Annotated in this window: 11 protein-coding genes and 1 tRNA gene; 3 read left to right on the top strand and 9 right to left on the bottom strand. The window is 63.4% G+C overall.

The window, feature by feature from the left end:
* From ACN6NG_RS25435 to ACN6NG_RS25425, 3 genes are read left to right on the top strand one after another with little or no spacing between them, the layout of a single operon-like run.
* A complete protein-coding gene (locus ACN6NG_RS25435) occupies positions 1 to 1515 on the top strand; it encodes an efflux transporter outer membrane subunit (protein WP_063423715.1) in 1515 nt (504 codons plus the stop codon).
* Positions 1512 to 2600: an HlyD family secretion protein gene (locus tag ACN6NG_RS25430; RefSeq protein ID WP_063423716.1), complete on the top strand. Its 1089-nt coding sequence runs from the start codon at positions 1512 to 1514 to the stop codon at positions 2598 to 2600. The genes ACN6NG_RS25435 and ACN6NG_RS25430 overlap by 4 nt, the downstream gene beginning before the upstream one ends.
* Positions 2590 to 3612 carry a DUF2955 domain-containing protein gene (locus ACN6NG_RS25425; RefSeq protein ID WP_063423717.1) on the top strand — a complete coding sequence of 341 codons (1023 nt, stop codon included), beginning with the start codon at positions 2590 to 2592 and terminating at the stop codon, positions 3610 to 3612. Before ACN6NG_RS25430 ends, ACN6NG_RS25425 begins: the two co-directional genes overlap by 11 nt.
* Before the next feature lie 27 nt (positions 3613 to 3639).
* Here ACN6NG_RS25425 and ACN6NG_RS25420 read toward each other — a convergent pair whose 3' ends face one another.
* From ACN6NG_RS25420 to ACN6NG_RS25380, 9 genes are all read right to left on the bottom strand, one after another.
* Positions 3640 to 5352: a SulP family inorganic anion transporter gene (locus ACN6NG_RS25420; protein ID WP_474316799.1), complete on the bottom strand. Its 1713-nt coding sequence runs from the start codon at positions 5350 to 5352 to the stop codon at positions 3640 to 3642.
* 217 nt (positions 5353 to 5569) lie between these two features.
* Entirely contained in the window at positions 5570 to 6670 is a 1101-nt protein-coding gene (gene ychF, locus ACN6NG_RS25415; protein WP_063423719.1) for a redox-regulated ATPase YchF, read from the bottom strand.
* A 24-nt stretch (positions 6671 to 6694) separates the two neighbouring features.
* Positions 6695 to 7279, bottom strand: coding sequence for an aminoacyl-tRNA hydrolase (gene pth, locus ACN6NG_RS25410; protein ID WP_016501511.1), 585 nt, complete (start codon positions 7277 to 7279; stop codon positions 6695 to 6697).
* 79 nt (positions 7280 to 7358) lie between these two features.
* Positions 7359 to 7952 carry a 50S ribosomal protein L25/general stress protein Ctc gene (locus tag ACN6NG_RS25405; RefSeq protein WP_063423720.1) on the bottom strand — a complete coding sequence of 198 codons (594 nt, stop codon included), beginning with the start codon at positions 7950 to 7952 and terminating at the stop codon, positions 7359 to 7361.
* Between the two features lie 118 nt (positions 7953 to 8070).
* A complete protein-coding gene (locus ACN6NG_RS25400) occupies positions 8071 to 9012 on the bottom strand; it encodes a ribose-phosphate pyrophosphokinase (protein ID WP_003247410.1) in 942 nt (313 codons plus the stop codon).
* A gap of 48 nt (positions 9013 to 9060) precedes the next feature.
* Positions 9061 to 9135 (bottom strand) — tRNA-Gln (locus tag ACN6NG_RS25395).
* A gap of 20 nt (positions 9136 to 9155) precedes the next feature.
* Entirely contained in the window at positions 9156 to 10016 is an 861-nt protein-coding gene (gene ispE, locus ACN6NG_RS25390; protein WP_016501509.1) for a 4-(cytidine 5'-diphospho)-2-C-methyl-D-erythritol kinase, read from the bottom strand.
* Positions 10017 to 10020: 4 nt separating this feature from the next.
* Positions 10021 to 10638 carry a lipoprotein insertase outer membrane protein LolB gene (lolB, locus tag ACN6NG_RS25385; protein ID WP_016501508.1) on the bottom strand — a complete coding sequence of 206 codons (618 nt, stop codon included), beginning with the start codon at positions 10636 to 10638 and terminating at the stop codon, positions 10021 to 10023.
* A 4-nt stretch (positions 10639 to 10642) separates the two neighbouring features.
* Positions 10643 to 12364: a tetratricopeptide repeat protein gene (locus tag ACN6NG_RS25380; protein ID WP_063423721.1), complete on the bottom strand. Its 1722-nt coding sequence runs from the start codon at positions 12362 to 12364 to the stop codon at positions 10643 to 10645.
* Between the last annotated feature and the right edge of the window lie 328 nt (positions 12365 to 12692).

Genomic DNA, 12692 nt, shown 5'->3' with positions numbered 1-12692 from the left:
ATGGCCAACCGCCGCTGTGGCCTGGGCCTGCTGATGGTGCTGGCCGGCTGCACCCAGGTCGGCCCGGATTTCGAAAAGCCCCAGGTGCCGTGGCTGGACGGCTGGAGCACGCCATTGCTGGAACAGGCAGGGCGTAGCGCCGCAACACCCGACCTGCGCCAGTGGTGGGCGGTGTTTGCCGACCCGATGCTGGACGCGCTGATTGCCGAGGCCGACGCCAATAACACCAACCTGCGTGTGGCTGGCCTGCGCATTGCTGAAGCCCGCGCCCAGCTGGCTATCGTGCAGACCGGGCGTTATCCACAGCTGCAGCAGCTGGGTGCGCAGAGCCTGTACCTGAAGCAAAACCAGTCCGGCACGGCCACTGCGCGCGATTCGGTGTTCTGGCAATCCAGCGTCGGCTTCGACATTGGCTGGGAAATCGACTTCTGGGGCCGCTTCAGTCGCGCCATCGAAAGCGCCGACGCCTTGTACTTCGCCTCTCAGGCCAACTATGCCGATGCCATGCTGTTGCTGCGTGCACAAGTGGCCGACACCTACTTTGCCCTGCGTACTGCCGAGGCACGGCTGGCGATCGCGCAAGAGAACGGCAAGCGCCAGGCGCGCAGCCTGGAGATTACCGAACGGCTGTTCCGCCATGGCGAGAATGACGAACTCGACTGGCAGCAAGCGCGCACTCAATACCTGGCGACCCTGGCCACCATCCCTGAATTCGAGAACCAGCTCAACGCCCTGCGCAACGTGCTGTGTTCATTGCTGGGCCGCCCACCCGGGCCGCTGGCGCAGCTGGAGGCCGGCCATGGCCAGCTGCCTTTACCAGACCGCGCAGTGCTGCAGGGCGTACCTGCCAGCCTGCTACAGCGCCGCCCGGATATCCGCGCGGCCGAGCAGGCGGTGGCGGCGCAGTCGGCGTTGGTCGGTGTGGCCGAGGCTGATCTTTATCCACAGCTGAGCCTGCTGGGCAGTATCGGCTGGACCTTTTTATCGGCCAGCCACCTGCCCAATACCTTCGACATCGCCGCCGGGCCCAGCCTGATCTGGAACCCGTTCGACTACGGCCGGCGCAAGAACGCGGTGCGGGTAGAGGATGCCCGCTTGCAGCAACTGATCGAGCTGTACCACCAGGGCGTGCGCGAAGCCGCCCGCGAGGCCGACGATGCTGCCAGCGGGCTGGTGCGCTCGCTGCAGAGTGCAGCCATTCGCGACCAGGCCTCCCAGGCTGCGCAACGCTCGCTGAACCTGGCCAGCTCGCAGTACCGCGAAGGCTTCGCCGACTTCCAGCGCGTGCTCGACGCCCAGCAACTGCTATTGCAGCAACAGGACGGCTACCTGGTCAGCCGCGGTAATGCCGTCAGCAGCCTGGTGACCTTGTACAAGGCCTTGGGCGGTGGCTGGGACACCAGCCGCGCACCGATCGACCCAGCCACGCGTCAGCAGATGCAACAACGTACCGACTGGGGCGACTTGCTCGACCCGCCAGCCCCCACCGCACATGCACAAGGTGAAAGCCAATGAGCGACGCCACGCCCCCGTCAGCCCCTGATCGCGGCATGCGCTGGGTGCTGCTGCTGATCGCCGTGAGCCTGCTCTGGTACCTGTTGGCCGACCGCTTCACGCCATACACCCAGCAGGCCCGCCTGCAGGCCTACGTGGTACCGGTGGCCGCCGAGGTGGCAGGGCAGATCAAGCGCGTGGCAGTAGGCAACAACCAGGAAGTGCGCCAGGGCGATGTGCTGTTCGAACTCGACCAGGAGCAGTACCGCATTGCCTTGGCCCGCGCCGAAGCAGACCTCGATACGGTGCGCCGGCAGATCGGCGCCAGTACCGCCGGCATCGATTCGGCGCAGGCGGCGCTGGTGGCAGCCCAGGCCAACGAGCGCAAGGCGCGGCAGGATGCCGAGCGGCTCAAGCGCCTGATCGATGAGGACCCCGGCACGGTATCGGTGCGCCGCCTGGAAGGCGCCCAGGCTACCCGCGACCAAGCCATCAGCCAGGTGGCGGCGGCCCGTGCCGAAGTGCAGCGCGCCCGCGAGCAGCAGGGCGGGGCGCAAGATGACAACGCCCAGTTGCGCAGTGCCGCAGCCAACGTGGAAAAGGCTCGCCTGGACCTTGCTCGCACCGTGGTGCGCGCCGATGCCAACGGGCTCATCACCGACCTGCGCACCGACGTTGGCCACTATGTCGGGGCGGGTAGCCCGATGATGACCCTGATCAGTATCCATGACGTGTGGATAAGTGCCGACATGACCGAGAACAACCTCGGCCGCCTGCGCCCCGACATCCCGGTGCTGGTGGTGCTTGATGCATTGCCCGGTACCGTGTTGAAGGGGCGTATTCGCAGCATCGGCTACGGCGTGAGCGTGGGCCAGGGCACCCCGCCGGGCACATTGCCCACCGTGCAGAACAGCCGCGAGTGGCTGCGTTCGGCCCAGCGCTTTCCGGTGATTGTCGAGCTGGAGCGTGATCAGCTGCCGGACAAGCGCGGGCTGCGGGTAGGCGGGCAGGCCGAGGTCATGGCGCTGCCCAGCGAAGGTAACCCGCTGAACCTGCTGGGCCGGCTGTTCATGTGGCTGATGAGCTGGTTGTCCTATGCCTATTGAATTGCGCCGCCTGCGCGCCCTGCGCCTGGCCTGGGGTGTGGCGCTGTGCCTGGCGGTGAGTTTTGGCATTGGCTTGCCGGTGCCGATCCTGGCACCGGTGTTCGCCGTGCTGTTGCTGGCCATGCGCAGCCAGCCACTGCCCCTGCGAGCGGCGCCGGCCCTGGCGGTGCTGGTACTGCTCGCCTGTGGCAGCGGGCTGTTGCTGATTCCGCTGTTGCGCCACGCACCGCTGAGCGGGGTGTTGCTGGTGGGCGTAGGCGTTTTTCTCACCTTGCGCTACGCCCTTGAGGGCGGCAACGGCCTGCTGGCCAACTTGCTGGTGGTCGGCCTGACCATGATCGCCGCCGCCGGCACCAGCGACTTCACCTTGGCGCTGTCGGTGGTCGAAGCGCTGGCCAAAGGCATGCTGCTGGCAGTGCTGGGCACGGCGCTGGCGCATGTGCTGTTTCCCGAACCTGCGGGAGCACCGGCGCAACCGGTACCACCGCTGCTGGGCAGCGAGCATGTCAGCTGGGTGGCATTGCGCGCCACGCTGATCGTGATGCCTGCGTTTCTGCTGGCGCTGATTGCCCCGGACCAGTACATGCCGCTGATCATGAAGGCGGTAAGCCTGGGGCAGCAGGCCGGGGAAACCCGCGCACGGCATGCCAGCCGAGAGCTGATTGGTTCGACCTTGCTTGCCGGCCTGCTGGCGATACTGATGTGGGGCGCGTTGAGCCTGTTCGTGCACCTGTGGATGTTCTTCCTCTGGGTGCTGCTGTTCGTCCTGTGGCAGGCGCGGCGGCTGTATCAGGCGGTGCCCAACCGGCAGAGCCCGGCGTACTGGGTCAGTTGCCTGACCACCCTGCTGATCTTGCTGGGGCAGTCGGTGCAGGACAGTGCGGGTGGGCAGGATGTGTACAAGGCCTTTGCGGTGCGCATGGCCTTGTTTCTGGCGGTCTCGGTGTATGCCAGTGCCATGTTGATCTGGATTGACCGGCTTCGGGTTCGGCGTGCGCTGCTTCGCGGGTGAGTACGCGAAGCAGCCAGCACAGAGAACCTAGGGCTGCCAATCAACCCCACTTTCTTCCAGATAGGCATCCACAGCGGCACCCACCGTGGGGTGAAAGGCCTTCTCCCCCATATGCTGAAACAACCCGAACCGCCGCATCTTGTCCTTCACCGGGTCCTTCATCTCGGCAAATTGCAATTCCACCCCGCGTGCCTCCAGTGCCCGGTCCAGCTCGGCCAGCATGTCCGCCGAGGTGATGTCGATACTGGTCACCGGTTCCGCCGCTATCAGCAGCCGCTGCACCGGCGTCGGCGACTCGTCCACGGCCGCCATCACTGTGCTCTGGAACTGCTCGGCATTGGCAAAGAAAAGCGGCGCGTCCCAACGCAGCAATACCAGCCCCGGAATGCGTCGGGCCTGTGGATAACGCTGCACATCGTGGTACCCCCGGGTGCCATCCACCCGGCCCAGCACTGCATGGTGCGGCCGCCAGCCGTCCCACAGAAACTCGATCACCGCTATTGCCACCGCAATGCAGATACCGGGAATGGCGCCAAACACCGCCACGCCGACGAAGCAGGTGAACGACAGCCAGAACTCCCACTGCTGCATGCGAAATATACGTTTGAGGTCGGCGAACTCGAACAGCCCCACTGCTGCGGCAATCACCACAGCCGCCAGGGCGCTGTTGGGCAGGTGCTGCATCAGGTTGGGCGCCACCAGCAGCAACAGGGTGACCGCCAGTGCACCGATAATGCCGGTGAGCTGGGTTTGCGAACCGGCAGCTTCGGCCACCGGTGTGCGCGACGAGCTGCTGCTGATGGGGATGCCCTGAAACAGCCCCGAGGCGAGGTTGGCTACGCCCAGGCCAAACATTTCCTGGTTCGGGTTGACCGGCATTTTCAGCCGTGCGGCATAGGAACGTGACAGCACACTGGTATCGGCGAACGACACCAGCGCCACCGCGATGCCGCCAAGCAGCACCTCCACCAGGTCGATATCGCTGACCCAGGGCAAGGCAAAGCTGGGCAGCCCTTGCGGCAACTTGCCGAGCACTTTCACGCCTTGCTGGTCTAGCCCCAGCAGGCTCACCGCCAGCGTGGCCAGTACCACGGCAATGAGGATGCCTGGCAGGCGCTTGAATGGCTTGAGCAGCAGGATCAGCGCCAAACTGGCGCCACCGACCATGAAGCTTGGCCAATGCCCCTGGCCGGCGAGCAAGGCCTGAATCAGGTTCCAGATATCCCGCAGTGGGCCTTGGCTGTCCACGGACAAACCGAACAGTTTGGGCAGCTGGCTGATCAACACCGTCAGGGCGATGCCGTTCATGTAGCCATAGCGGATCGGCTTGGACAGCAACTCGGTGATGAAGCCCAGGCGCAGCAGCCCGGCAATCACACAGAACGCCCCGGCGACCATCGCCATCATGCTGGCGATGGCGATTGCCCGCTGTGGGTCGCTGGCAGCGTACTGCACCACCACCGCCAGGATCGGCGCGGCCAGTGCCGAGTCCGGGCCCAGCACAAGGATGCGGCTAGGGCCGAACAGGGCGTAGGCCAGCAACGGGATGATGGTGGCGTACAGGCCGTAGATACCGGGTACGCCGGACGCTTCGGCGTAGGCGATGCCCACGGGTACCAGCATGGTGGTCAGCACCAGGCCGGCGGCGATGTCCTTGGCTAGCCAGGCGCGTTGGTAGTGGAGCAGGGTGACCAGGCCGGGCAGCCAGCGTTGCCAGTGGAAGCGCGGTGGTTCGGGCATGGCGCGGGCTCTGGGGGAGGAGGGTGCTCCATCACAGCTTAGATGCTGACATCAGGGGCCGCTTTGCGGCCCATCGCTGACCAAGCAACACCCTGGCCCCGGCTTTTTCTCGGCCGGTGCTGCAAATGGATGGCCCTTAAACACAAAACCCCCGTATCGCTTGGCGATTACGGGGGTTTTGAAGTCTTTCAAGTACCGTGGAGTTCCACGGCGCCCATCAGACGTTGAAGCGGAAGTGCATCACGTCGCCGTCTTTGACGATGTAGTCCTTGCCTTCCAGGCGCCATTTACCGGCTTCCTTGGCACCGCTTTCACCCTTGAACTGGATGAAGTCGTCATAGGCCACCACTTCAGCGCGGATGAAGCCTTTTTCGAAGTCGGTGTGGATAACCCCGGCCGCTTGCGGTGCGGTGGCACCGATGCGAACGGTCCAGGCACGCACTTCCTGCACGCCGGCAGTGAAGTAGGTCTGCAGGTTCAGCAGCTCGTAACCGGCGCGGATCACGCGGTTCAGGCCAGGCTCTTCCAGGCCCAAGGCCTCGAGGAACATGTCCTTCTCTTCGCCGTCGTCCAGCTCGGCGATTTCTGCTTCGATCTTGTTGCACACCGGTACAACCACCGCGCCTTCTTCCTCGGCAATGGCCTTGACCACGTCCAGGTGCGGGTTGTTGTCGAAGCCGTCTTCAGCGACGTTGGCGATGTACATCACCGGCTTGCTGGTCAGCAGGTGGAAGCCACGGATGACGGCTTTTTCGTCCTCAGCCATGTTCTTCATAAGGCTGCGCGCAGGCTTGCCTTCGGTGAAGTGCGGGATCAGCTTTTCCAGAATGGCCTTTTGCGCCAAGGCTTCCTTGTCGCCGCCTTTGGCGTTGCGGGTAACCTTCTGCAGTTGCTTCTCGCAGCTATCGAGGTCGGCGAAGATCAGTTCGAGGTCGATGATCTCGATGTCACGCTTGGGGTCGACGCTATTGGAAACGTGAATCACGTTCTCGTCTTCGAAGCAGCGCACCACGTGGGCAATGGCGTCGGTCTCGCGGATGTTGGCGAGGAACTTGTTACCCAGGCCTTCGCCTTTCGAGGCACCGGCAACCAGGCCGGCGATGTCGACGAATTCCATGGTGGTCGGCAGGATGCGGTTTGGCTTGACGATCTCAGCCAGCGCAGCCAGACGAGCGTCGGGCATCGGCACGATGCCGCTGTTTGGCTCGATGGTGCAGAAAGGGAAGTTCTCCGCCGCGATGCCAGACTTGGTCAGGGCGTTGAACAGGGTGGACTTGCCGACGTTGGGCAGGCCGACGATGCCGCAATTGAAACCCATGGGTATTCCCCTCTCTAAAGGAAATCAGGCCTTCTGGCTGTGCAGTTCGCGCATCGCCTTGGCAAAGTCGCCGGCAAGCACGTCCGGCAGCACGCCGAGGGCAAAATCGATGCTGGCGTCGAGCTTCTCCTGCTCGGCGCGCGGCGCGCGGCCCAGGACGAAGTTGGAGACCAGTTTGGCGTCGCCCGGGTGGCCAATGCCAAGCCGCAGGCGGTGGAAGTCGTTCTGGTTGCCGAGCTGCGCGATGATGTCGCGCAGGCCGTTGTGCCCACCATGGCCGCCGCCGCGCTTGAGCTTGGCAACGCCCGGAGGCAGGTCGAGTTCGTCGTGTGCCACCAGGATTGCTTCCGGCTTGATGCGGAAGAAATTGGCCAAGGCCGCTACGGACTGGCCGCTGCGGTTCATGTAGGTGGTGGGGATCAACAAACGAACGTCGTTGCCCTGATGGCTGAATTTAGCCGTCAGGCCGAAATACTTTTTGTCAGCGGTAAGCGAAATACGCTGGGCGCTGGCAATGCGTTCAACGAAAAGAGCCCCTGCGTTATGCCGGGTCTGTTCGTATTCGGGGCCGGGGTTACCCAGGCCGACGATCAACTGGATGGCGGTCACGTCAGGGGCTCTTCCTTGGAGTTGGTGGGTCACAGTGCGCGCGGCACTGTAACCCGATCAACGCCGGCGTGCGAGTGGATTACTCGGCAGCGCCTTCTGCTTCTGGAGCAACGCGTGGAGCGTGAACGTTGGCAACAGCTTTGTCATCACCGTGGGCCAGAGCTACGAACTCTACGCCTTTCGGAGCTTTCAGGTCCGACAGGTGGATGATGGTGCCGACTTCGGCGTTGGCCAGGTCAACTTCGATGAACTCAGGCAGGTCTTTGGCTTCGCAGGAAACTTCGATCTCGGCAACAACGTGGGAGATCTCGCCGCCTTTCTTGGCCGGTGCTTCTTCGTTGATGAAGTGCACTGGAACAACAGCGGTCAGTTTCTGGCCAGCAACAACGCGAACGAAGTCGGCGTGCATGATGAACTGCTTGGCTGGGTGGCGCTGCATAGCCTTGATGATGACGTTCTGCTTGACGCCGTCAACATTCAGCTCGATAACGTGGCTGAAAGCAGCTTCGTTTTCGAACAGCTTGGTGATTTCCTTGGCCACGATGGTCAGGGATTGAGCTTCTTTATCACCACCGTAGACAACGGCCGGGATGCTCAGCGCATGACGCAGGCGGCGGCTCGCACCTTTCCCCAGGTCAGTACGCGCTTGGGCGTTCAGAATAAAATCAGTCATTTTGTTTCTCCAAAATAGCCCCCCGAAGGCGTTTGCGACCAGCGCCAACGGGGATGGCAAAAAAGCCCCGCCCCAACACATGTTGGGGCGGGGCGCTTCACATCAACACGCGTTCCGCTTAGCGGAACATCGCGCTGATCGATTCTTCATTGCTGATGCGGCGGACCGCTTCAGCCACAACCGGTGCGATATCCAGCTGGCGGATACGGTCACAGGCTTGAGCAGCGGCGGACAGCGGAACGGTGTTGGTCACCACCAGCTCGTCCAGTACCGACTTCTCGATGTTCTCGATCGCGCGGCCCGACAGGACAGGGTGCGTGCAGTAGGCGTAAACCTTGGCAGCGCCGTGCTCTTTCAGGGCTTTGGCCGCGTGGCACAGGGTGCCGGCGGTGTCGACCATGTCGTCTACCAGGATGCAGGTGCGCCCTTCGACGTCGCCGATGATGTGCATAACCTCGGAGTGGTTAGCCTTCTCGCGGCGTTTGTCGATGATACCCAGGTCGACGCCCAGGGACTTGGCAACGGCACGTGCGCGCACGACACCACCAATGTCCGGGGAGACGATCATCAGGTTCTCGAAACGCTGGTCTTCGATGTCATCGACAAGTACGGGCGAGCCGTAGATGTTGTCGACGGGGATATCGAAGAAGCCTTGGATCTGGTCAGCGTGCAGGTCGACGGTGAGTACACGGTCGATACCTACGACAGTGAGCATGTCAGCGACAACTTTGGCGCTGATGGCTACACGTGCCGAACGCGGACGGCGGTCCTGGCGGGCATATCCGAAGTAAGGAATCACGGCGGTGATTCGGGATGCTGAGGAGCGGCGGAAGGCGTCGGCCATCACTACCAGTTCCATCAGGTTATCGTTGGTCGGGGCACAAGTCGGCTGAATAATGAAAACGTCTTTACCGCGAACATTTTCATTGATCTCAGTGCTGATCTCGCCGTCGGAGAATTTACCGACAGAGACGTCACCGAGAGGGATATGCAGCTGACGTACGACACGCCGAGCCAGATCGGGGTTAGCGTTCCCCGTAAAGACCATCATCTTGGACACGCGCAGTACCTGAAGGCTGAGGGTATACCTGGATGAGTATAAGGAAAATGGCAGGGGCGGCTGGATTCGAACCAACGCATGGCAGGATCAAAACCTGCTGCCTTACCGCTTGGCGACGCCCCTGTATCTGTTGCTGCGAACGCTTATGCGCTCGACTTCTTGACCAGACTTTGTAGCTTGCGATGCAACATCGAAATATTGCTTCCTTTCGCCACAAACCCTGTTTGGGTCGCTGAAAGAAGGGCCAGAACTTTATCAGCTTCGGCTTTGTTTGGGAAGGCCCCAAACACACAACTTCCAGTGCCGGTTAGTCGAGCCTCAGTGAATTTACCCAGTGAATTCAACGCATTGCGAACTTCTGGATAACTCTGCTCTACCACCGGTTGGCAGTCATTTCGACTGTTTCCCTCGGGAACGGGGCGCATATTAAGGGGGAGGGAATCACGTGTCAACTGCGGATGTGAAAAAATTTCTACTGTACTGACAGACACTTGCGGCACCAGCACGACATACCAAGGCTCGTGCGGGTCGACCGGGGTCAGTTGCTCGCCCACGCCCTGGGCGAACGCCGCATGGCCGCGCACGAATACCGGTACATCGGCGCCCAGGCTCAGGCCCAGTGCGGCCAGGCGGTCTTCGTCCCAGTCCAGTTGCCACAGGTGGGCCAGGGCCAGCAGGGTGGTAGCGGCATCCGAGCTGCCGCCGCCGATGCCGCCACCCATGGGCAGCACCTTGGTCAGCCAGATGTCGGCGCCCAGCGGGCTGCCGGACTGTTCCTGCAACTTGCGTGCGGCGCGCACGATCAGGTTGCTGTCGTGCGGTACGGCCTCGATCTCGGTGTGCAGGCGGATCACGCCATCGTCACGAACGGCGAAACTCAGTTCGTCGCCATGGTCGAGAAACTGGAACACGGTTTCCAGCTCGTGATAACCATCCGCGCGACGGCCGATGATATGCAGCCACAGGTTGAGCTTGGCCGGGGCGGGCAGGGTGATTTTCTGCATGTGATCAGTGCCCCAGCTGGCGCGGCTGCCAGTCCTTGACCACAAGGGTCACGTCCAGGTCCTTGCCGTGCAGTTTCAGGCGCTCGGGCAACCAGTAGCCATTCTGCTCGGTGTAGCTCAGGTACTGTACCTGCCAGCCATCCTGCTCGAGGCTGGCCAGGCGGCTGTCGCCGTCCAGGGTCAGCTTGCTCTTGCTGTCGGGGGCGGGCAGGCCGCGCACCCACCAGACCAGGTGTGACACGGGCAGCTGCCAGCCAAGCTGCTCTTCCAGCAGGGCTTCCGGGCTGGAGGCCTCGAAGCGGCCTTGGTTGGCCACTTCCAGCACCACGCCGCCGGGGCGGCCGGTCAGGCGTGCGGCACCACGGCCGAGCGGGCCAGCCAGGCGAATGTCGTAATAGTCCTGGCGCTGCAGCCAGAACAGCGTGCCGCTGCCGGAGTCGCGCGGGGCGCGGATCCCGACCTTGCCGTTGATCTGCCAGCCATCAAGGCTGCTCAGCTGCTCTTTATGGGCCCGCCACTGTTGTGGGTCGCCGTGACCTTGCAGGGCCTCGCGGCTACCAAAGCCGGCACAGCCGGCCAGCAGGGCGATCAGGGTGAAGGTGATGCAATGGCGCAAAAACATGGCGTTAAAGGGTCTCGGATCCGGTCAGGCGCAGGAGGGTCTTGCGCAGGATGGGGCTGTCGGCCTGGGCTTCGAAGCCCTTGGCCCATACCTGGCGGGCTTCGCGGCGCTTGCCGTTGGCCCACAGCACTTCGCCCAGATGGGCGGCCACTTCGTGGTCGGGGAAGTTGGCAAAGGCTTGGCGCAGGTAGGTTTCAGCCTCGTCGAGGTTGCCCAGGCGGTAGTTGACCCAGCCCAGGCTGTCGAGCACCGCCGGGTCGTCCGGGGTCAACTGGTGGGCCTTGTCGATCAGCGCCTTGGCTTCGGCGTAGCGCGTGGTGCGGTCGGCCAGGGTGTAGCCCAGGGCGTTCAACGCCATGGCGTTTTCCGGTTCGCGGGCGATGATGGCGCGCAGGTCTTTTTCCAGCTGCACCATGTCGTCGCGTTTTTCGGCCAGCATGGCGCGGGTGTACAGCAAGTTGAGGTCGTCGGGGTAGCGCTGGATGGCTTGTTGCAATACCTGGCTGGCCTGGGCGTCCTTGTTGTTGTTGCTGTAGCTCTCCGATTCGATCAGGAACAGCTGGATGGCATAGTCCGGCTGGGCTTCGCGGGCCTCGGCGAGCAGGCGCGAGGCCTCGGTGCCGCGGCCGTTGGCAATCAGGATGTCGGCCTGGCGCAGCTGCGCCGGCAGGTAGTCGGGGCCAGGGCCGACCAGGGCGTATTCGCGCAGGGCGCCAGCGGGGTCGTGGCGTTCCTCGCGGATGCGGCCCAGGTTCAGGTGCGCGGCGTCGACGTTGCTGTCACGCTCGACCAGTTCCTGCAGGTAGCCTTCGGCTTCATCCCAGTCTTTGTTCTCCAGGCACACCAGGGCCAGGGAATAGCGCAGTTCGTCATCGTCCGGGTATTGCTGGACCAGGCTGAGGAACTCGCCCTTGGCATCAGCGATGCGGTCCTGCTCGACCAGGGTGCGGGCGTAGGTCAGGCGCAGGCGCTTGTCATCCGGGTTGTCGCGAATTGCACCGCGCAGCAGGGGCAGTGCCTCGGAGCCGCGGTCCAGGGCTTGCAACAGGCGGGCGCGCAGCAGGATCGGGGCAATTTCGCCGTTGTGCGCCGGGTGCGATTCGAGCAGCTCCAGCGCCTCTTCGGCCTTGCCGTCCTGGTTCAGCAGCAGGGCCTTGCCGAACACCAGCTGGCCGTTGTCCGGGTATTTCACCAGCAGGCGCTCGAAGCTTTGCAGCAGGCCGTCGCGGGTGCTCTGGTCGGTTTCGGCGGCGGACAGGGCGAGGAAGTCGAAGTGGGTGTCGCCCTGGCCCTGCAGTACCTTTTCCATGTAGGCCATGGAGTCGTCATAGCGGCCGGCGCGGGCCAGCTGGATGGCGGCGGCGCGCTGGGCGTCGAGGTTCTGCGGGTCGTTGCGGGCCCAGACCAGTGCGTTGTCCAGCGACGGCTCGTCGGCGCCGAGGTATTCGGCGATGCGGTAGGCGCGCTCGGAAACCGCGGGGTCCTGGGTTTTTGCTGCCTGGTCGGTGTAGTTGGCCAGGGCAATGTCGAAGCGGTTGCGCTGGCCGGCCAGTTCCGCGACCAGCAGGCTATACAGCGTGTCCTGCTTGAACGAGCCATACACCACGGGCTTTTCCGCCTCGCCCTTGCCGGTTTCGGCGACGGGAGGCTCGGCCTTTTGCGGGGCCAGGCTCTGGCAGCCCTGGAGCAGGGCGAAGGCAAGCAGCAATGCGTATGGTTTGTTCATAGAAAGGCTTATAGGAGGACTCACCGGCGGTCGGAGCATGATGACACAAGCGCGGGGGCAAAACCCACCTGCGAAGGTATGAAGCGTATGCTTAGCACATGCAGACCGCGCAGCGCGCGCAGGGTTCGCCCCAGGCTTGCCACAATGCCCAGGGCTCCGGCTCTTGCTCTTGCTTCTCAGCGCGCGATAGGTCAGGCGACGCAGATTGCGACTTCAGGAGGCCGAGCGCAGGGCTTGCGTAGGGAGGTGACGGGCATGGATGCCCGTCACCTCCCATCGCAACGCCTGCGTTCGGCCTCCTGAAGTAGCGAAGATCAAAAGCAGATCA

The sequence above is a fragment of the Pseudomonas sp. TSO6 genome (assembly GCF_056098905.1).
The sequence above is the reverse complement of the archived record's forward strand: the minus strand, read 5'-3'. Positions and strand labels throughout refer to the sequence as shown.